This is a genomic window from Methanothermobacter wolfeii (genome assembly GCF_025397995.1).
Lineage (GTDB): Archaea > Methanobacteriota > Methanobacteria > Methanobacteriales > Methanothermobacteraceae > Methanothermobacter > Methanothermobacter wolfei.
Genome location: NZ_CP104550.1, coordinates 838,988 through 858,949, shown reverse-complemented (window position 1 = coordinate 858,949; position 19,962 = coordinate 838,988). Strand labels below are relative to the sequence as shown.

The 19,962-nt window shown below is 49.2% G+C and carries 17 protein-coding genes; 8 read left to right on the top strand and 9 right to left on the bottom strand.

Annotated features, from left to right (window positions below; all coding sequences use genetic code 11):
* Window positions 1-7: 7 nt before the first annotated feature.
* Both msrA and N5910_RS09455 read right to left on the bottom strand, forming a co-directional pair.
* Window positions 8-499 (bottom strand): peptide-methionine (S)-S-oxide reductase MsrA, encoded by a 492-nt coding sequence (msrA, locus tag N5910_RS04630; protein WP_074358941.1) that lies wholly within the window; start codon window positions 497-499, stop codon window positions 8-10.
* 3 nt (window positions 500-502) lie between these two features.
* Window positions 503-1,069 (bottom strand): class III signal peptide-containing protein, encoded by a 567-nt coding sequence (locus N5910_RS09455; RefSeq protein WP_074358940.1) that lies wholly within the window; start codon window positions 1,067-1,069, stop codon window positions 503-505.
* 47 nt (window positions 1,070-1,116) lie between these two features.
* Between N5910_RS09455 and N5910_RS04620 the strand changes: the two genes are divergently transcribed.
* The 5 genes from N5910_RS04620 to N5910_RS04600 are packed head-to-tail and all read left to right on the top strand — an operon-like array spanning window position 1,117 to window position 7,367.
* Entirely contained in the window at window positions 1,117-1,344 is a 228-nt protein-coding gene (locus N5910_RS04620) for a hypothetical protein (protein WP_074358939.1), read from the top strand.
* Window positions 1,345-1,358: 14 nt separating this feature from the next.
* On the top strand, window positions 1,359-2,588 hold the full coding sequence (locus N5910_RS04615) for a Mur ligase family protein (protein ID WP_074358938.1): 1,230 nt from the start codon (window positions 1,359-1,361) through the stop codon (window positions 2,586-2,588).
* A 23-nt stretch (window positions 2,589-2,611) separates the two neighbouring features.
* A complete protein-coding gene (locus N5910_RS04610; RefSeq protein ID WP_261599340.1) occupies window positions 2,612-5,563 on the top strand; it encodes a Mur ligase family protein in 2,952 nt (983 codons plus the stop codon).
* Window positions 5,541-6,710 (top strand): hypothetical protein, encoded by a 1,170-nt coding sequence (locus N5910_RS04605; protein ID WP_191216551.1) that lies wholly within the window; start codon window positions 5,541-5,543, stop codon window positions 6,708-6,710. Before N5910_RS04610 ends, N5910_RS04605 begins: the two co-directional genes overlap by 23 nt.
* A gap of 9 nt (window positions 6,711-6,719) precedes the next feature.
* Window positions 6,720-7,367 carry a nucleotidyltransferase family protein gene (locus N5910_RS04600; RefSeq protein ID WP_261599863.1) on the top strand — a complete coding sequence of 216 codons (648 nt, stop codon included), beginning with the start codon at window positions 6,720-6,722 and terminating at the stop codon, window positions 7,365-7,367.
* 342 nt (window positions 7,368-7,709) lie between these two features.
* On the opposite strand, the gene N5910_RS04595 is transcribed toward N5910_RS04600, so the two are convergent.
* The 6 genes from N5910_RS04595 to N5910_RS04570 form a co-directional block, all read right to left on the bottom strand.
* Complete coding sequence (locus N5910_RS04595) at window positions 7,710-8,396, bottom strand: DUF169 domain-containing protein (protein WP_074358935.1); 687 nt, start codon at window positions 8,394-8,396, stop codon at window positions 7,710-7,712.
* A gap of 9 nt (window positions 8,397-8,405) precedes the next feature.
* Complete coding sequence (locus N5910_RS04590; protein ID WP_074358934.1) at window positions 8,406-8,588, bottom strand: hypothetical protein; 183 nt, start codon at window positions 8,586-8,588, stop codon at window positions 8,406-8,408.
* A 158-nt stretch (window positions 8,589-8,746) separates the two neighbouring features.
* Window positions 8,747-9,205 carry a hypothetical protein gene (locus N5910_RS04585; protein WP_191216549.1) on the bottom strand — a complete coding sequence of 153 codons (459 nt, stop codon included), beginning with the start codon at window positions 9,203-9,205 and terminating at the stop codon, window positions 8,747-8,749.
* A 68-nt stretch (window positions 9,206-9,273) separates the two neighbouring features.
* Window positions 9,274-9,588, bottom strand: a complete 315-nt coding sequence (locus N5910_RS04580; RefSeq protein ID WP_074358932.1) for a DUF4064 domain-containing protein — start codon at window positions 9,586-9,588, stop codon at window positions 9,274-9,276.
* Window positions 9,589-9,598: 10 nt separating this feature from the next.
* Entirely contained in the window at window positions 9,599-10,009 is a 411-nt protein-coding gene (locus tag N5910_RS04575) for a hypothetical protein (protein WP_074358931.1), read from the bottom strand.
* A 51-nt stretch (window positions 10,010-10,060) separates the two neighbouring features.
* Window positions 10,061-10,267, bottom strand: a complete 207-nt coding sequence (locus tag N5910_RS04570) for a hypothetical protein (protein WP_074358930.1) — start codon at window positions 10,265-10,267, stop codon at window positions 10,061-10,063.
* A 497-nt stretch (window positions 10,268-10,764) separates the two neighbouring features.
* Between N5910_RS04570 and csa3 the strand changes: the two genes are divergently transcribed.
* Both csa3 and N5910_RS04560 read left to right on the top strand, forming a co-directional pair.
* Entirely contained in the window at window positions 10,765-11,313 is a 549-nt protein-coding gene (gene csa3, locus N5910_RS04565) for a CRISPR-associated CARF protein Csa3 (RefSeq protein ID WP_238337998.1), read from the top strand.
* A 20-nt stretch (window positions 11,314-11,333) separates the two neighbouring features.
* A complete protein-coding gene (locus tag N5910_RS04560; protein WP_191216548.1) occupies window positions 11,334-12,203 on the top strand; it encodes an AAA family ATPase in 870 nt (289 codons plus the stop codon).
* Between the two features lie 38 nt (window positions 12,204-12,241).
* On the opposite strand, the gene N5910_RS04555 is transcribed toward N5910_RS04560, so the two are convergent.
* Window positions 12,242-16,699 carry a cobaltochelatase subunit CobN gene (locus tag N5910_RS04555; protein WP_261599862.1) on the bottom strand — a complete coding sequence of 1,486 codons (4,458 nt, stop codon included), beginning with the start codon at window positions 16,697-16,699 and terminating at the stop codon, window positions 12,242-12,244.
* Window positions 16,700-16,903: 204 nt separating this feature from the next.
* Here N5910_RS04555 and N5910_RS04550 point away from each other — a divergent pair, with 204 nt between their 5' ends.
* The gene (locus N5910_RS04550) at window positions 16,904-19,918 is read left to right on the top strand and encodes an ATP-dependent helicase (protein WP_261599861.1); all 3,015 of its coding nucleotides are present in this window, start codon (window positions 16,904-16,906) and stop codon (window positions 19,916-19,918) included.
* Window positions 19,919-19,962: the final 44 nt, after the last annotated feature.

Genomic DNA, 19,962 nt, shown 5'->3' with positions numbered 1-19,962 from the left:
ATCCTACCTAGAACATTCTTCTTATGTAGCATCTTCTCTGGGGGTTCTTCTCAAGGTACTGCTGATGGTACTCCTCTGCCTCATAGAAGGTCCCTGCAGGTTCAATGGCCGTGACTATCTCCCTGCTGAACCTCCCTGCCCTTCCAACTTCATCCCTTGACCTCAGGGCCAGCCTCCTCTGCTCCTCATCATGGTAGAATATCACGGAACGGTACTGCTCACCAACATCAGGGCCCTGCCTGTTAAGGCTCGTGGGGTCATGGATGCTCCAGAAAACATCAAGGAGGTCGCTGTAGCTTACAATATCCGGGTCGAAGGTCACCTCAACAACCTCTGCATGACCGGTGAGGCCGGTGCAGACATCCTCATAGGTCGGATCTTCCATGTGACCCCCCATGTAACCAACCCTTGTGGATACAACTCCATCTATCCTTCTGAAGGCATCCTCAACACCCCAGAAGCACCCGGCTCCAAAGGTTGCCTTCCTGAGTTTTCCCATGATTCATCCTCCTGAGACGTTACCCCTGACCCTGAGCTGGTCGGCGCTGAACCTGAATGGAGAACCTTTACCACCGCTTATCGAGAACGACATGATCACACTGCCCGTTGGGTTCTTCCTGTAGTCGTAGGGACCGTTTATTGTCCATGAATATGTCTGGTTGCCTATCCTGAGGGTCCAGAGGCCCCTCTGGCCTATACCCCTGAGGTCATCCGCACCCCGCCTGGGGTCACCCACACCCCCCTCAATGGTGAACGATGTCCCCGCCGTCATCCGGCCAAGGCTGAAGGTGCTGCTGGCACCTGGCTGGAGCAGGAAGAACCTGTTACCAGGGTTGCCTGATGATATATGTCTGCTCCCGCCGCCCGTGGTATTGTTGGCCTCATATATGAATAAGCTCTTCGAGGGACCGGTATTCGTGATGGTGAGGGTAACATCCACCGCTTCATCACCGGAGATCCTGAAGTAGGATACGTATATGTAGAGGGCTGCTATGGCTATTACTATGATGGCTCCAAAAAGAAGTATGTACTCAGCACCTCCCTGACCCCTAAGATCCTTTATTATCATGTAATGTATATATTGTGTTATTATTCATATAAAATTGAGGTGTCAAGATGGGACCCGGTTCAGGTACAGAGGCTCCAGTGGTAAGTATGGAGGTTATCATAACGGTCATCATCCTCACAGCAGCGGCAGCGGCCGCCATATTCATCATCATATCCCTGGGGAAACGTAAAAGGAAGAAGGAAGAGGAGAAAAAACCAGTTAAACCCCAGGTTTCAAGGGATGCTGTGGAGCAGCTCAGGGAGGAGTACGGGGTCAGGGAAGACGAAGAGGACTAGCTGACGGTGAAGCAATGAAGGTTGCGGTTCTGGGACTTGGTGTTGAGGGCTTAAGGGCAGCTGAATCCCTTAAAAGGAGGGGTCACAGTGTATATGCCAGTGACATAAGGGAGGATGTCAATGCTGACCTTGAGGGAGTGGATGTTGACCTTGGATTCCATGACATGGAAAGGATAGAATCCGCGGATGCCGTTGCCCTCAGCCCCTCAATGATGGGGACAGAGATCGCCGAGAGATTCAATAAAAAACTCCTATGCAAGGTACTTGATGACCACAGGAGGATCCCCACGGTACTGGTGACCGGGACCAACGGTAAGACAACAACGGCATCCATGATAGCCCATGTGCTGAGGGAGTCCGGTAGAAGGGTTCTTCTCGGAGGAAACGCAGGCGGAGGTTTCCAGGGCTACACAGAGATATTCCTCAGGGCCTCGGAGGAGAAATTCGACTACATTGTGGTGGAGGTCTGTGACATGACCCTTGAATTCGCATCAAGGTGCTTCAACCCATCCCTGGTTGTCCTTACGAACATCGGCCAGGACCACATGGACTTCCATGACTCCCTTGAGAATTACCGGAGGTCGGTTCAGAAATTTTTAAGTGGTATGAATGTTATAATCAGTGCAGATGAACCCCACCTTGAAGAACTCACGGCGGATGCGTCATGGGTCAGAGAGTACCGTGATTACACCGGCGAACTCCTGCTTGAGGGAAGATTCAACAGAAAGAACGCGGGGGCCGCTCTGGAGGCTCTGAGATTCCTGGGAGTCCCTGAAGATGCCCTGAGGAAGTACCTTGCTAATTTTAAGCCTGTGAAGGGTCGGGTGAGGTCATTCACCATCAACGGTTCAAAGGTCACCATCGGGAAAACAGACAACCCCCACGCCCTGAGGGCCGTCCTCTCAGAGGGACCCTTCGATGTGATGTTCATAGGAACCCCCAGGAGGTCAGAGACATGGAGGTTCAGGATACTGGATGAGGTTCTTTCATCACCACCGGAGGTCCTGGTACTCTTCCCAGGCCTTGAGGACACGGTTGACGAGGCCATGGAGTACCTGGGGGACCCTGGCAGCATGCGGGTCCTGAGGGTGGATGATGCAGGAAGGATCCCTGAAATGATCCTTGAATTCTCAGGAAAGTACAGGAGGATACTTGTGGGTGGGAACGGCCAGGAAAGGATAACGGCCATCCAGGAGGAACTTGAAGGATTAATGGATCATGATCTCCCTTCCAGTGATTGTTAAATAAAGGATGATGGGTGCATAACTTGATCAGGAACATGAACGTGCTTGTACTCGGAGCAGGAAACGCAGGAAGACCAGCAGCAAGATTACTCAGACACCTTGGCAATGAAGTGCTTGTCAATGACATCAGAAGATTCGAGGAGCTACCCCCCAAGGCAAGGAAGAGGATACCTGAAATGGAGGCCGAGGGGATAAGGTTCAGGCTTGGAGGCCACAGCATCCAGGACATACTGGAGGCAGACGCAGTATTCATCTCACCGAACATACCCCGGGATGCCCATGTACATGGACTCATCAGGGAGGCCGAGAAGGAGAAGGACATAATCAGGATCACAACATCGGATATAGGCAGGATCCTCAATGAACTCATAGTCATACCCATGGTTGGAATCGCAGGTACCGACGGGAAGACCACCACCACCAACATGATAGACTTCATACTCTCATCAGAGTACAGGACGGTTTCATTTTCATCCCTCCAGGACTCCCTGGTGATAGAGGGCCTGGTGGACCTTGTTGTGAAGGGTGAAATCACAAGGAGGGACATGGCGGTCTTCGAGTTACCGCACGGGACCATAAGGATGGCTGACGGCCTTGAGCTCTGCTCGGGTGTCGTGACAAACCTGACCCCTGATCATATGGATGAATTCAGGGACCACAACGAGTACATTGAGAGGAACTTCTCAATAAAGGACCTTATAGCCCCTGGCGGGGTCCTGGTGCTCTGCGGCAACGACCCGGTGGTCAGGGAACTCAGCCGCGGCCTTGAAGTGGAACATGTTATCTATGGAATCAGGGGTGATGATGGAGGGGAATTCCAGGTGGAGGCTTCGGACATAGAACTCATGGGCCTGGATGGCTCAAGGTTCACCCTCAAAATCTCAGGGGTCCCTGCAGCCTCCTGCAGTAAGGGAGGGGACCTTGAGGGACATGTCTCAACAGAGATAAGGCTCAGGGTCCCGGGAATATTCAACATAGAGAATGCCCTTGCAGCCATAACGGTGGCCCTGGCCCTTGGCATGGACCTTGAAGATGTTAAGAAACGTATAGAGAACTTCAGGGGGATAAGGGGCAGATTCGAATTCATAGACGAGGTTGATGGCGTCAGGGTCTACATGGACGCAGCCCACAACCCTGAGAGCATGGAGAAACTCCTCGAGGGCGTTGAAACAGGGGGGAGGCTTATAATAAGCCTTGACAACCCCGACACCCTCACCGTGAGGGACAAGTACAGGATAGGGAAGATACTGGGTGAAGGCGCGGATACTGTCATTGTAAGTGGAATGAACGAGACAACCGAGGAACTGGACATGTCAGCCGCCGATGAGGTGGCCCGGGGTGCCGGTGAGGATAAAACCATAAAGACCCGGAGCGTCCATGAGAGCATCCTCAGGGCACTGCAGATGGCAGATGAGGGTGACATAATACTCCACATAGGCCCCGGGGTTGTGAATGCCTACGGTAAGGTCAGGGAAGACGTTGAGAGGGCCATTGACTCCTTCAGGAACTACACGGTTGTCCTCGGCGGATGCGGAAACGTGGGGAGCCTCATGGCAAGGAATCTCAGGGCCAGGGGGAACCGGGTCATCGTGTCAGATATCAGCGACGAAACACCCCTTGAGGGCGTCTTCAGGGCTGAGGGGATTGAACTGGACCTGGGCGGCCATGACCCTGAGGTTCTGAGGAGGGCGGGGACCATCGCAGTGACCCCATCCCTTGAGAATAACAGAAAAATCCAGGGACTCCTTGAGGGATTTGAAGGGGAGGTTATCGGTGTGGAGGACGTCCTCAACCTCTACCCCCCAGAAAAACCCGTTATAGGGATTACAGGGACCAACGGGAAGACAACCACCACAGGGATGCTGAAGTCCATCCTCAGGACAGCCGGCATGGATGTCCCCGAGCACCACCTCAGAATACAGGGTAACACGGAACTCGTCCCCGCACTCCAGGCAAGGCTGCCAGGGGATGTTGCTGTTGTTGAGATAGGCACCTTCGGGAGGAGGGGTGAGATCAGGAATTCAGCCCTCCTATCGGAGGTCTCCACAGGGGTTATAACAAACATTTCACGGGACCACCTCTCCGGCGGCAGGAGCTTTCAGGACTATGTTGAATGTAAGAGGGAGATCCTTGAAGTTGCAGACACATTAATACTTAATGCGGATGACCCTGTGGTGGCATCATTTGCGGATGAACTCCCGGAGGACAGAACGATTCTCTATGGCATCCAGAGCATGGAATCCGACAACGTCATCCCTGAGGGAAGAGAATGCCCCCACTGCGGTAACAAATTAAGGTACATGAAACGATACATGGGCCACCTGGGCGACTACAGGTGCTTATGTGGATACAGGAGGCCCCAGCCCCAGGTCATGGCCGTGGAGGCGTCCCCTGAAGGATTCAAACTGGTTATAGGGTCCAGGATGAGGGAGGTTAAACTGCCAATTCCTGGCATCTTCAATGTCTACAATGCCCTTGCAGCAGCGGCAGCGGCATGTAGGATGGGCTTGGGGATTGATGAGATCGTTAAGGGCATAGAGTCCTTCAGCGGTGTCAGGGGAAGGTTCCAGGAGATTTCAAAGACTCCAAGGGTCATCCTTGACTATGCACATAACCCTGCCGGTGTGAGGGCGGTCATGCAGACACTTGGTGGAATGGATGGAAGGCTGATCGTTGTTAACACGGTCGCCTCAGAGAGCGGGATTGATGGTGACAGGGAGATAGCATCAATCCTCTCAGATGCAGATATCGTTATCCCGGCCTCATACGCTGCAAGAAGAGCATCAGACATGATTAAAACAGAAACCGTTAACATTGAATCGAGCAGGAGAAGGGCAGGGGCCGGTACACTTGGAGCCAGCAGGGAACAGGTAATTGAGGCTGTGAAGAAAGCCCTTGAAATCGCGGGTCCTGATGATACCGTGCTCATAATCGGTGAAGGAGGATTCAGGTATGCTGAGGAAGCGTTCAGTTAGGTGCCTTTCAATCATAATCCTCATTACTGTACTGGCAGCCGCAGCAGGCCTCTACCTTGAGGATAGTATGGAGCCCCAGAACCCGGAGGAGATAGCGGCCTTCCCTCCTGGCAGCACCGTCCTTGAGGGTGATGATGTCATCGACGAGTCAGGGGTGAGGAGCGTTCCCCTCCTCCTGCACCCCGATTACCTCCTTGACAGCTTCAACTACATGGACCCCGGCAACCTCCTCATGGCGCTCCTCACAGGCGCTGTCCGCACACCGGTCTCTGAGATGACCGGTGGAATAGACCATGAGGGCAGATCAACCGTTAATGGCCCCGGGGTAATCAGGGTCTCGGGGGATAAACTTGTTGTCCAGGAACCCCCCGCATTCCTCTGGGCCTACAAGACGCCCTACACCTATGGTGTCAGGAGAGGGGATGTTCTTGAGATCATTGAAAATGGCAGGAAGATTAAAGAGGTCCCGGCTGACAGTATAAGTAACAGCACCGTCCCCCACAGGTATAAATCGGCTGAAAGGATAAAGAGGTGGTTTAAAAGGGCTGATGATGGGGACAGGATAGTCCTGGACTATCAGCTCTCAGGTTTCACTGATGGGAGGCTTCCAGTACCCCCTGAACGGATAGAGGAGCTCTTCGGTGAGGAGGTAATCACCTACATGGAGAACTATCCATCTGGCTCCCCGGTGATGGTCTACATGAAGGATTACCGTAAGGTGCAGATTTCGAGTGCGGTAAGCTACCTTGGATCCTATCCTGAATACGATGACAACAAGAGGGCATTCAATGCAAGGGCCTTTGCAGCTGCATGGAATGGGACCATAATCCCTCCTGGTACTGAGGGATCCGGGAAGGAGACCGTGAGGTTCACAGCGTCCAGGGACCCTGAGGCCCCCGGTGGCTATGCCTCCCACGGGTCCTGTCCACCCGCAAGGGCCCTCAGGGCCGTTGTTACAGGTGCAGGGATGCCCCTCCCCAGGGGGATGACCTGGGAGTTCCATGCCGTGCTCTTTGGATTCAACCCTGCAACAGGAATAAAGGTGAAGAATACGGGTAAGTACCCTGTCCTCATCGAGATGTGGACCACCGGTTCAGGTGCGGGTACAAAGATATATGCAAGGCTCTATCGCCTTGAACCTGTATGAGGTAACCCCATGATATCGGCGGTTGTAACGGCTGCAGGCCGCGGGAGCCGGATGAAGAGGGATCTGGCTGAACTTGGACTTGAGAGGGTCCACAAGCTCCTCCTGCCCCTCAAAGGGGGGACGGTGATTGAGCATACGTTAGCCGGGGTGCTTGATGCAGGAGTTGATGAGTGCATCGTGGTAACCGGCCACCACTTCATGGAGGTGGAGGAGCGCATCAGGGGCTTTAACGTTAAAACCGTGAGGAACAGCCCCCCGGACGTGCCCCTCTCCGAGTCCCTCCTCAACGGTGTCAGGGCCTCAGGGGGTGACATGGTGCTCTGCGCAGCAGGAGACCAGCCAGCGGTTTCCAGCAGAACCTACAGACGCTTGATTGAATATTCAGGCGATGACAGAATATCCATACTCGCCAGGAGGGATACAGGGTGGCTTCAAGGTGCAGAGGGCCTTGGAATGCCATTTGCGGCTCCAAGGAGGATCCTTCTTGATTACCTCCCCCATGGTAGCGGTAACATCAACCCCATCCTCTGGAGGATGGTGGAGGATGGGGTGAGGCTCTACGGTGTTGGGGCTGAAGATCCGGTTGAACTCATAAACATAAACCACTACAACGATTACCTTGAGATAAGGAGATACTTCAGTTCTAATGGGGACTGATTCATCACGTGACTGTGGGACTGCAGTTTGGTTTAGAAGGTAGATTTTAACTGGGATCTGAACTTCAATAAAAAAAACAAATCCTGTGGCTGAATAAAGATCAGCCACGGTATCAGAATTTCTTCTTCTCGATCTCCTCTTCAAGGAGGTCAAGCCTCTCTTCAATTTCCTCGAGGAGCCTGCCAGCACCCTTAAGTATTTCAAGGGTGTCGTAGATCCAGTTTATAATGAGTTCCTGGTCTGCTCGTCCTCGTACTTCTTTATCTTCTCTTCAAGGTCGGCCACGTCCTCAAGGATCCTGAAGGTCTTTGTCTCAACCATTCTATCACCCCCCTCATGTTATCAGCTTATTGCCTCAAGGGCATTCACAACACAGCCTATGTTCTCACCATTAAGGCCAACGATGAGTTCATCATCACGCACACCGGCGTACTGCCTTGAGCCACTGCACCCCATGGTTATGTTCGGCCTCTTGCGGAGGTAGGGCCCGGCGACGGCGTCTGCGCAGATTGACTGTATACCCGAGAAGTCGGCCTCCACACGTCCGCCCAGGGTGTAGAGGAGGGCCTGGGATATCTTCATGGCCTGTGCAGGGTTGCAGATGATCACTATGACGTCCGGATCAAAGGTTGCCTTCTCCAGGGGTGCGTAGACTGCAGCGTAGAATTTAAGGTCTATTGATGGTATCTCATCGAAGGTCCTCTTTGCTGATGCGAAGCTTGCAAATCGTCCCAGCTGGTAGTAGAATTCACCTGTCTTCACCTTGGCAGGGGCCTCATCGATTCCAAGGGCATCCGCACCACCTTTACATGCCTGCGAATCTGCCGGCGCATAGAATGATTCGCCTGCAGCGGCCATCTGAACCATTTCACAGTGTCTTGCAGGTTTATCAATCTTCTCAATACCCTCAGGGAGGTCCTCCTCCCTCAGGACGAGTTTAACTGCAACAGGGGACTTTTCAAGGCCCAGAAGGGTCCTGAATTTTTCTGATATCACATCGTATCCATTCACCTGGCATTCATCAGCCATCCAATCACCTCAGTCAATAATCTTAACGGGTCTTCCGTACTGTCTCTTCTCGATATGACCGCAACTGGTGCATCTGTAGAGGACCATGATGAAGTTTCCTGATTCCGGGTAGGTCTCCTCTACCTCCTCGGCCGTACCACCGCATACACTGCACTTAACCCTTTCCGGCTGGTCCATTCTGTAGTGTATCATTGTAATCCAGTAATAATATCTGTGGAAGGGAGTATAAATAACTTTTCAGTTATGAAGGGAGCATTTTTAGCTGCAGGTGGATGCTCTCTACAGGTAATAATCGACACAATAAAAAGAAGAAATGTATTAATGAAATATCAGCTCTCAAGGATTGGTATTTAGTTGTAGTAGTCGTAGAACATCATGTCCAGTTCGTACCTGTCAAGGTACCAGTCACCATCTTCATCATAGTTCATGAAGAAATCTGTTATTTCCGCTGCGTCTGAGCTATCCAGGCCTGCTGTAACAGCCCAGGCTATAAATTCTTCCTCTCCATCGGGGTAGTCACTGTCCTCGTCCAGGAATTCTATTTTCCCATCGTAGTTATAGTCATACAGGCTTAGAACTTCCTTTACATCCTCGGGGTACATGAGATCTGAGTAATCATCCGATTCTGAGTATGATGCGGTTTCTGTTTCTTCTGTTGAGTTTTCTGTTTCTTCTGGCACCGTATCTTCAACAGTATTTTCATTATATTCAACGTATTCTGTTTCTGATCCGCCGGTAATTGCACCTGACATGAATAAGATCAATATGAATCCTATCCCAAGGACTGCTATCAGTGTAGATGTATCCATTTATTCACCTCTTTTAATGATTGACATGTTATGCAAGGGTTTTCTTCCAAAAAAAATAAAAGGATGAATTATCTTAAGAGGGCCAGGACTCCTGCAAGACCCAGAAATACTGTGCCTGGAATTGCAAAGGCAGATATGCTTATCAGTAGCCAGACTGCACTTACAATGAGCAGTACTCCTCCATTCCGGGGGTTGTTTCTGACATATACTGATCCAACGATTCCCAGAATGGATGCAAGGATGGCGCTGATACCTAACCATAGAATATCCGTGGCGAACACTGAAAACACTAGTGCGGCTAAGCCTCCGAGCAGCCCGAAGACCCCTCCAATTATTCCAAGGACAAGTTCAAGTGTCCTTGATTTCTCTACAGTTTCGCTCATTCTTAATCACCTAGACCTTTATGGTGTTGTTGTAGATCAGGTCGCTTTCACTTCCCCCGAATGGTGTTCCGTATATCAGTATTTCAACCCTTGCGGGTTTCCCTGTGTCAATGTAATCTTCGGCTTTGAATTTAATTGTCTGTCCTGTTTTTGCATTGTTGGTGTTCCATGCAAGTGGGTTTTCATATAGGAGATTCCCCTCTGAGTCGTACCAGTTAAGGTGCATCTCAAGGTAGCCATAGTCCTTTAGCGCTGTTATCTTCCCACTCACGGAGTAGAGGCCATAACCCTCTGAAACGACCTTGAGGTCTGTTACGTTCACCGTCTTCTCTTCCTGTGGGGCTGTGTCTGAGACACAACCTGAAGCGAATACAACTCCTACAAGGAGGAGAAGTATTCCGGCCATGTAGGTCTTTTTCATGTTCTTTCACCTCCTTTTTATTGAAGCGTGATTTCAGATGAGTATCATCGCTCAGTAACCTGTGACTTCAGCCATCTCAATATTATTGCTGTACTCCATGGATGTGTGGGAATCTGGATGATTGCCGCGTTTCTTCAGAGAATATTTTATAATTTCTATGAATACATAACTCCAGATCGTTATTAATACATTTTTAATGTATTCATATACGTTAATTGACATGTATGACCCATATTTTAATGGACCTTTAATTTTCATTCTGAAATCACCATATCCAAACGTAATGTTGGTTATGTATACTATAAATTATCTTCTAATATATAAATGTATATGTTTTTCATTTACAAAAATGGTCTGGTCCGGGATATGCTGGAGGCCAGCCCCAGTAAAATAAATATTTAACCATTTAAGACTTTACCCTGAAATTCATCCAAAATTCCCTGAATCCTTTAAATGATTATCTGAAGATGGACAGGATTCTGTGATCGAACTTTTCTATTTCATATAGAAAACCATGAACCATTGTAATGTAAAGGAGATACTTCAATGAACCGGAACTCCTCCATGAAATAGACACTTAACTCTGGAAAAAGGAGTTTTGAATGGCACAAAATATATATAGAATGGTCAGTAGAGAATACTATTATATTATATGGATTGTTCATCCTGAACAAGTTTTCAGGATGTGAAAATGGGATGGGAGTGATAATATAGATACCACTTTGATATCCACCATATACTCACTTGAACCGGTGATGATCTGCATAACACAGTTCTCACCGAAGAAGGTGGTCTTACTCAAGGAGGACAAGGCTCCGAAGGAAAAGGATCAGGTTGAACAGGTCCTCAGGGACACCCTCGGCAACTTCATGGAGATCACAACATGTGAAACAAGCCTCTATGACGTTGTGACCATTGCAAGGGACATGGTTGAAATCATCGATGAGGAAAGGGCCAAGGGTAGACGTGTGGTTGTAAACATAAGCGGGGGCAGGAAGACCCAGGCCTTGGGGGCCCTCTTCGGGTGCTATGCAAGGAACCATGACGTCCAGCGCATAGTCTACGTTACAGAGGAGGACAGTGAACTCATAGACCTACCCATACTCAGCTTCGGGATCTCCAAGACAAAGAAACAGGTCCTTGAGGAACTCAAGGCAGGTGAGAAGTCAGTCAAGAACCTTGCAGTTAAGATAGGAATAAGCCGGGGAATGACCTACAACCACATAAGGGAACTCCGTGACATGGGATTCATCGACAGGGAGAAACTCGAGATAACCTCTGCCGGCGAACTGGCAGTACTATAATTTCTTATTAAGTGCCTTAAATGCCCATAATCCCCCTGAATAAAATTGAAGTGTTTTATGGAAGGGAAAGGGAACTGAAGAGACTGAAGGAAGCCCTTGAAGCCGGCGGTCCTGCCGTGGTTACAGGACCCATGGGCTCAGGAAAAACAACTCTTTTTAAAAGATTTCATGCCGAAAACCCTGGAAACACGAGCCTCATGGATACGAGGTGCGGCAGCTGGAATCATCAGGAATCCGGGCTCCCGGGTAAGATTGTGATGACAAGGACCATGAACTGGTACCTCCTGATTGATCATGTATCCCCTGATGGATCAGTCCTTGAAGGGATAAGGCGTATGGTCTCCGCCGACTTAAAAGTGGCCCTTGCAGTGACTTACAGTCAGAAGGTTATCGGTGAGATCCATGATAACTTTCCTGAGGCAGAAATAATCGAATTAAAACCCTTCATCCTCAGGAATTTTGAGGAATACCTGAAGATTAAGGCACCGGAAATCAGGTTCACCAGGGATGGTATCGAATACCTCCACAGACTCACAGGGGGCAACCCCCTCTTCACAGACTGTTTCCTGAACGTGCTCTCAGACGGACCCATATACGGTCCATCACTCCTTGAGGCACACTTTGAGGCTAAGTTTCAGCAGATAGGTTTCAGGTGGCTGGCTGAGATTCAGTGTTTAAACGGTGTCAAGCGAGGGATAATCTCCCTTCTATACAGGAAATCAATGGATGAAGATGAAATAGAAGAGGAAACAGGGAGAGATGTCCGTAGGGAACTTGAGGAACTTGAACTTGCCGGGTTCCTGGTTCATGATAATGGTAAATGGAGTGTGAGTGGAGAATTCCTTAAACGTATCCTTGAGTTACTGGAAAAACAGACAGGGTGTATATAGAATCCTTAGGGATCAGGAAAAATAAAAAATAAGAGGGGTTATCTGGCCCTGAAGTATCCGATTCCAACAAGCGCAACGAGGCATATTACCCCGAGGATGGCGTACACCGGGACCTGGCTTTCTGATGATCCGCTTTCAGTGGCTGCTGAAACCTCATAGGCCTTTCCTTCTTCTCCAGAAGTTCCCTCCTGAGGTTCAGCCCCGGGACCGGAATTCCCTGAAGCACTGGAAGCAGTGACCTGACTTCTTCCTTCACCTGATGATCCACGGGATGGTCTTCCTGCTGTACCCGTACTCTGACCCTCACCGTAATTCCCTGGCTGGTTTGACCCGCCGGAACCTGGAACATCGATGCTCATGCCGGTTGCAGCCGCCATGGCTGCTGCGAACTTCTGGAGTGATGCCCTGTCAAGTGAGGATAATTTCACAAGCCACTGGTTGAAGACCATGTTTGCGCAGGTGTGGTGGCAGCAGACAACACCGTACTGGTTTGCGAGCTGGATGTAGCGATCCGCAAGCCCTGAAAGTATCCTTTCATCGGCGTTCCAGAAGTTCCTCCTTGAGGCCTCAAGGAGCCATGCTATCATTGACTGTGTTGCAACACCCTCATAGTCCTTTGTAGCCCTGAACCTGTCTGATAGGAGGTTCTCTGCCATGAGGTTCCAGAGTTCATCACTGACGGCGCCGGTTGTCACGGCAACACCGAAGACGTTCCTGTACCTCTGGGCGTATTCAAGCCATCCGCTGGGTGAGTTCAGGAGTGAGTCCATGTACCTGGGGTTCAGGAGCTGTGACCTTATCTCCAGTTCAATCTCCTCTGCAACGGTGCGTATGCTGATGCTGTTTTTGTTCCTCATATCAACCAGGGCCGTGTCAGGGTTTCCTCCAAGGTGTCGTGATGCAAGGACCATTCCACCGAACCAGTCATAGTAGTCATCTGTGTCCATCAGCCTCCATGTACTGTCAAGGTTCTGTGTCACCAGGTTAACGTTCTTGAGGAGGTACTGGAATACTCCACGGTTCTGCTGGATATCAACGCCGCCCGGCCCGGACCTCCATGCATAGGATACCCTTGAGAGGTAGACGTCTGCAAGTTCACCGGTGGCATTCCACCTTGATGTTGCTGGTGTAAGGTCAGAGACACCCGTACCCTCAAGTACAAGGCCCATCAGTCCAAAGACCCTGTCAAGGGATCCGCACTCATCGTAGTGTTTCCTGATGTAATTCATGGTGTCATTGGCCTCTGCAACCATTTTAACCGCCTTATTCATGAGGTCTATCCATAACTGGTTCCCTGTAACGGCAGTTACAAGGACGTCTATGCGTGGCCTTGGAATTTCAACGCCATTGATGTTTATCTTAAGTTGGGATGCGTCCATAAGGACCGGTTCTGGTTTAACATCACCGTTGGGGTTCCATTCAGGTTTAACTCCAAGGAGGTAGAGGAACTCTGCTATGGCTATTCCATCGGTCCTCAGGAGCTCGGTACCCCACATCACCATACCCACGAGTTCAGGGAAGCTGCCGTGTTTGAGGTAGTAGTCTGCGAGCATACTGTCCACCACCTTCACGGCGGTCTCCCAGGCGGCCCTTGTCGGCATCTTCTTAGGGTTTGCAGCGTAGAAGTTCACTCCCGTTGGCAGTACGTCGTTCCATGAGGGGTCCCCTGCAAGGCCCGGCTTTATGAAGCCGCCTGAAAGTGCCTTCAGGATGTTCTCCCACTCCATGTTTGCCCTTATCTTCTGTACAGTGTCGTTGATGAATTCAAGGTCTGTCAAGTTTATGCCTGCAGGGACTGTCCCGTTTATGATTGAAACGATCCAGTTACGTGCAGTGGACTTTATACTGTCAATTTCGGTCTCATAGATGTATGTTTTTCTGATCATCTCACTGTATGCTGGAAGGTCAGGGTAGAGGGTCCTTCTGATGTTTTCAAGTAGCTCTGTCCTTGATGATGCGATGGTCAGGACCTCCTCAACCAGTTCCTCCCCTGTGAGCACCCTGCCAAGGCTGTGGAGTCCCAGGGGTATGATGTCGTGTTCGATTTCATGGAGCTTGAGGTGGAGCCTTTCAAGGGCCTCGGTGAAGTTCCCTGACATGTTCATGCCCATGGAGGCTGCCCTGGCCCTTATCCGGGACTCGAGGCTCGGGAGTATCTGGTAGTTCCCCACCTTTATGGCGTTTTCATACTGGTGTATGAGGTCGTGGATCTCGATGAGTTCACCGTAGAGTCCGCTCTGGACCATGGCAGGTGTCATATGGTCTATGATGAGGGCCCAGCTGCGGTCCTTTGCAACCATACCTTCACCAGGGTTTGATACGATGTAGGGGTAGATGTTTGGTAGGTCTGTTAGCTGGAAGGACCAGTCATCCTCCATGAGTCCTATCATGCGACCGGGAAGCCATTCAAGGGTTCCATGTGTTCCAAGGTGGATCATTGCATCTGCCCCGAAGACGTCCTGGATCCAGCGGTAGAATGCTATGTACTGGTGGTGGGGCGGCAGGTAGGGGTCATGGTAGTCGGTGACCTCATCCCAGCCACGTGCCGGCTGCACCGTCAGGAGGATGTTTCCGAGGACCATGCCGGGTATGACCAGTGAACCGTTCACCGTCATTATACTCCCTGGAGGGGAACCCCACCTGGATATAACCTCTGATCTGAGGTTCTCTGGGAGCCCGTTGAACCATTCAAGGTACTTTTCAGGGTCTATTAGCTGTCGGTTTGATTCAAGGGCGGCCCTGTTCTCTGAGACGTATTTCTCAAGGAGAGGCTGGGCCCATGTGCCCTTATTCCCGAACTCCGATACCAGGGTGTAGAGTTCCTCAGCATCGGGGATCCTGTCTCCAACACTGTAACCTGTCTCGTTGAGCTTCACCAGCAGGTCGTGGAGGCTCCTGAAGACATCGAGGTAGGATGCTGTGAAACCATCCTTACCTGGCGGGTAACTGTAGAGTATGAGGGCTATCTTCTTCTCTGTGTTGCTGAGTTCCGAGAGCTTCGCCCAGCCATCTGCCAGTTTCACTATCTTCCTGACCCCTGAAACCAGGGGCACCTCGCTTCCTGAGTCGTCTGTGCAGGATACAACCACGGGTGCGAAGACACCCTCAAATCCTGGAATCGTAACCTGCCAGGTCCACTCGTACTGTGCACCCAGGGGGTTTGTCAGGCTTGAGCTGCTGTCGAGCTGGACTCCCTTGATGACCGGCACGTTTATCCGTTCAAATTCCTCAAGGGCACCGCCACTGGGGAGGTTGGGATAGTTAAGGGACCATGAGTATAGGGATATCACGGCGCTGATCTTCCTCTCCATCGGGCCCTTACCTTCAACTCCGAGTACAAGTTCCTCAAGGAGTCTGCTTACTGGTGGATTTGTGGCTCCCTGGTAGAGGTTGAAGGCTGCCCTGCCCTGAGACTCGGCCTCCCTTATTATGGCGTCAACCGTGGCTGATGGTCCGTAGCTTACGACCACAATGAAGGGGCCTGTCAGGTTCTTGGCTGCACCGTACCATTCCTCGAACTGCCTGTAGATGTCTGCCCTCATGTTCTCTGCCCATGCGCTGAAGTTCTGGTCTATCCACCGTAGACTGTCGTAGGGTGGTATCAGGCCGGGATTGGTCTCTATCCACTCCTTTATCCTGGCCCTTGAAGCCGAGACGCTCATAATACCGGCGTCGGGGTGGTAGAGGCCCCAGTCAGGTGCTGCCATCACGGGTCCCTCGTCGTTCTCCACTGGGTTGTATGTGGTCTCACCCAGGAGGTAGTATATGTACCTGATCATGTTTTCAAGGTTCTCCCTGGCTGCTGGGCCAGAGGCGAGGGCGTAGTAGCTTGCGATGTATGTGTTCTCTATGGTGTTGGGGGTGTCATTGTCGGGTGTTCCGCCGAGGAGGTGGAGTCCGGTTCCACCCCAGGGGTCGCTGTCGGTGTCGGTGGGATACCCGAAGGCGGCTGCTATCATGTTCCTCTGGTTTGCGGGGCTTCTGAGGAGGTAGGGGTACCATGAGTCTCCCCATCCGGTCCCTGGCATTGCCATGTCAAGGTATGCGAAGTTCACGTGCTCCATTATCCAGTCATCTGCTGCAGATGCAGGGTTCCACATGTCATGGTAGATTATACGCCTGTTACCCATTGATCTCAGTACCTGTCCCTTCTCGGGGACCGAGCTTATGATGGCTATATCAGGCATGAAGGTGTGGTTGATGATGCATGATCCGTTCAGGGTGTAGGTGGCTGTCCTGTAGGTGTGGTAGCTTATCCTGAGCTCAACAGGGGACTCTGAAGTGAATGTGAGGTGGTATGAACCGTCATCCAGTGTCAGTGTCTGGTTCAGCAATGTCCCGTTTCCGAGTACCTGTACCGTGGCGTTCTTCACGGGTATGGCGTTCTCCAGTGTCGTGTAGGTTCCTGATGATTCGTTGTATATCTCCTTAACGTGACCTGAGACTTCTGCTGCGCTTGCTGTTGCTGTCAGTGAAGCCAGAAGTATCACTGTCACGAGAGGTAAAAGTCTCCTAATAATTTCACCTCCTTTTAATTTAATTCAGGTTTATTTTAACAAGAAGTAATATTTAAGTTTTTCTTTAATTATATTAAAATTAATTTTAATTATTAGGTGGTTGCACCCAAAAGACCTCGTTATCAATCAAAAAACTATAAAAGTAAACAGTAAACATAGATTCAGAACATTGAGGTGTACTCCATGCAGGCCGGCAGGATTGAACTGACAGATGAACAGAAAAAGGCTGTTGAACACTTCAAGGGGCCGATGCTTGTTGTGGCGGGACCCGGAGCCGGGAAGACGAGGGTTATAGTTGAAAGGGTTGTTAAACTGATTGATGAGAGGGGTGTTCCATCAGATTCAATCGTTGTTATAACCTTCAGCAATAAAGCTGCAGATGAACTCAAGGAAAGGATAATAAAACGGATAGGACCCCGCGGCGAAACAATGCAGATATCAACCATACACTCCTTCTGTAACCGCATCCTCAGAAACCATGCGGATAGACATTCTCTGGGTTCGCGTTTTGACATTCTTGAGGAAGAGGCACAGCTAATGTTCATATTTGAAAAACGTGAAGAGCTGGGACTTGGAATCGTGAACGAGCTTGCATTCAAAGATATACAGAAATTCTTCAATGAATCTCAGGAAAACATGGTGTGCCCTGATGAACTCATGGATTACTATAAAAAATTTGGTGGCTCAAAGAAAGAGAAAAGAGCTGCCATGGCCTACAAGAAATACCTTGAACTTACAGAGGAAATGAGACTCCTTGACTTCTCAGGCCTGCAGTGGAGAGTTATAAAGCTTCTAAGGGACAACCCTGACGTTCTTGAGGATCTGAGGTCCCATTACAGATTCATCATGGTTGATGAGTACCAGGACACCAGTCCTGTGCAGGAGAAGTTCATAGAACTTCTTGCAGGTAAAGAAAAAAACATCTTTGCAGTGGGTGATGAGGATCAGAGCATATATGGATTCAGGGGGTCAACACCCCAAAACTTCCTTAACTTTCAGAAGAAGTACAGTGCAGAAACTGTTATCCTCAATAAGAACTTCAGATCTGTTCCAGGTATAGTCCGGGTGACTCAGAAATTTATTGATGAACACAGGATGTACCCTAAAAAGATAGAGCCCGTAAGGGACTCAGGTAACAGGGTATTCATCCTCGATAACCACACCCATGCTGATGAACCCTCCAATGTCGTTGGAATAATAAAGGACCTTGAAAGATACGGTATAATTCCACATTACGGATACGTCACACTGCTCTTTAGAAGCGTCAAAAAGGATGCGACTGAAATAATCAATGAACTCAAAAAAGAGGGAATCCCCTTTAATCTATGGGGCGATTCAGGATTCTTTGATAGGGAAGAAATAATCTACATCCTTTATATTTTCCATTACCTGAGGGATGAAGATAAAAGAATACTCACAAAGACCCGTGGAACGGGACTTGAATATCTTGAAGGAGAGGTGCTTGAAATCAGTGAGGAAACAATAAAAAGAATTATGGAGATAGGCGAAAATGAGGTCAGGAAGTACAGGCACCATAATGAGTTCCTTAAGGCTGGCTTTAGTAACAGAGAAGATATCAAGAAACTGGTATCTCTTAACAGGCTCATGGACACTGAGATGAGTCTCCTTGAGAAGTATTATGAAATCCTTGAAATATCAGGATATCCTGAAAAGCTGATTTCCAGGTATGACGACTTCTCAAAGGAGAAACTCTACAACATAGCAAGATTCACTTCAATCATCAGGGATTACACCACAGTATCAAACGATGCAGACATAGATGGCTTCCTTAAATTCTTGAGGATGGCCAAACTGAAAAAGACCTATGATCAGATAATTCTTGAAAACCCATACTCAGTCAACATAATGACCATGCACAGATCAAAGGGACTTGAATTTCCTGTGGTCATAGTCTGCTCCGTTTTCAACGGCAAAGTACCATTAAATTTCAAGTCATATAAAGATGTAGAGCTCCCCGACTCCTTGAAGAAATATAAAGTTGATTCCAATCTTCTGGAGGAGAGAAGGCTGTTTTATGTTTCAATGACGAGAGCACAGGATCTCCTTATAATATCCGCCACAGAGAACCACAGGCAGAGGATCGGCTACTCCCCATTTATAGAGGAGTTAAAGGGAAAATCTGGACTCATGCCAGTGGATGCTAATGAGGCCCCTCTTATAATAAAAAACCGATGCGAAGTCAGGGACACGGAGATTCCAGACACGATAAAGATAAGCTTCTCTGAGGTCAAAAAATACCTCAAATGCCCCTTCCTTTACATGATGGAATATGAGTTTGGTTTTGAAGTGCCCCCAACACTGAATCAGCTCTTTGGTCTGGCAGTCCATGATTGCCTTAGAAGAATAAATATCCGCATGATGAAGAACATGGAGATAACCGATGACTACATTAAAAGGTTAACATCCGAGTGTTTCAGGAGGGTTGAAATAAGTCAGGAAAGTCTAAAGACTATTGGTAAACTCCTCAGGAGATACGCTGAAAATATAAGGTCCAGGGCCGGGAGGATTGTGTCCGCTGAGAAACCATTCAGCATACTTAAGGATGGAGTTCTCATAAGGGGAAGGACAGATCTTATAATTGAAAATGATAGAGGGGAAATGGAAATAGTGGACTTCAAGGTCACGACCGTTGATTCACTGGATATTGAGGAACTTAAACTCCAGCTAGGAATTTACAGGCATTCACTTGGATATAAATTTGCCGCACACTGGATTTACACGTTTCTGGATTCCTCATGGGTACTGGTTGATCCTGCAGAAAATATTGATGATATTCTTTTAAAGGTTACATCTGGTATAAGAATGGAGGATTTTGCACCGAAAGAAAGTGATCTATGTAGATGGTGCATATTCTCAAGTTTATGCGGTATCTGGAAGGCGGAACATGGTTCTCCAGTTGCTGATGTCTCTTCTGCTGGTGATAATAATGAGCATGTATCTGAAGATCTTCATGGATCTGGAGATAATATCAAGAGGATCTACGGTGATTACAGTACCTTGAATAAACAGTTGAAGCATTACATTGAGCAAGACCTTCAAAAGATCGAGGAAACTGAAACACCGATCTCCGGAAAAAGATACATTTATCCAGATAAAAATACTCCAATATATTCAGATAAGAATTCTCCAAAAACAGAACGAAGACATGGGAAGATAGAATTAGTAAATGGCTCATGAATAACTTACCACAGGACAAATATGAATAGGTGAATCCAACTTTT

What these genes read in the sequence shown, in the direction of transcription:
- N5910_RS04590 (WP_074358934.1), bottom strand. Translation starts at nt 8,588, where the DNA reads ATGATACACTACAGAATGGACCAGCCGGAAAGGGTTAAGTGCAGTGTA.
- N5910_RS09455 (WP_074358940.1), bottom strand. Translation starts at nt 1,069, where the DNA reads ATGATAATAAAGGATCTTAGGGGTCAGGGAGGTGCTGAGTACATACTT.
- msrA (WP_074358941.1), bottom strand. Translation starts at nt 499, where the DNA reads ATGGGAAAACTCAGGAAGGCAACCTTTGGAGCCGGGTGCTTCTGGGGT.
- N5910_RS04600 (WP_261599863.1), top strand. Translation starts at nt 6,720, where the DNA reads ATGATATCGGCGGTTGTAACGGCTGCAGGCCGCGGGAGCCGGATGAAG.
- csa3 (WP_238337998.1), top strand. Translation starts at nt 10,765, where the DNA reads ATGATCTGCATAACACAGTTCTCACCGAAGAAGGTGGTCTTACTCAAG.
- N5910_RS04620 (WP_074358939.1), top strand. Translation starts at nt 1,117, where the DNA reads ATGGGACCCGGTTCAGGTACAGAGGCTCCAGTGGTAAGTATGGAGGTT.
- N5910_RS04595 (WP_074358935.1), bottom strand. Translation starts at nt 8,396, where the DNA reads ATGGCTGATGAATGCCAGGTGAATGGATACGATGTGATATCAGAAAAA.
- N5910_RS04575 (WP_074358931.1), bottom strand. Translation starts at nt 10,009, where the DNA reads ATGAAAAAGACCTACATGGCCGGAATACTTCTCCTCCTTGTAGGAGTT.
- N5910_RS04605 (WP_191216551.1), top strand. Translation starts at nt 5,541, where the DNA reads ATGCTGAGGAAGCGTTCAGTTAGGTGCCTTTCAATCATAATCCTCATT.
- N5910_RS04550 (WP_261599861.1), top strand. Translation starts at nt 16,904, where the DNA reads ATGCAGGCCGGCAGGATTGAACTGACAGATGAACAGAAAAAGGCTGTT.
- N5910_RS04570 (WP_074358930.1), bottom strand. Translation starts at nt 10,267, where the DNA reads ATGAAAATTAAAGGTCCATTAAAATATGGGTCATACATGTCAATTAAC.
- N5910_RS04585 (WP_191216549.1), bottom strand. Translation starts at nt 9,205, where the DNA reads ATGGATACATCTACACTGATAGCAGTCCTTGGGATAGGATTCATATTG.
- N5910_RS04560 (WP_191216548.1), top strand. Translation starts at nt 11,334, where the DNA reads ATGCCCATAATCCCCCTGAATAAAATTGAAGTGTTTTATGGAAGGGAA.
- N5910_RS04615 (WP_074358938.1), top strand. Translation starts at nt 1,359, where the DNA reads ATGAAGGTTGCGGTTCTGGGACTTGGTGTTGAGGGCTTAAGGGCAGCT.
- N5910_RS04580 (WP_074358932.1), bottom strand. Translation starts at nt 9,588, where the DNA reads ATGAGCGAAACTGTAGAGAAATCAAGGACACTTGAACTTGTCCTTGGA.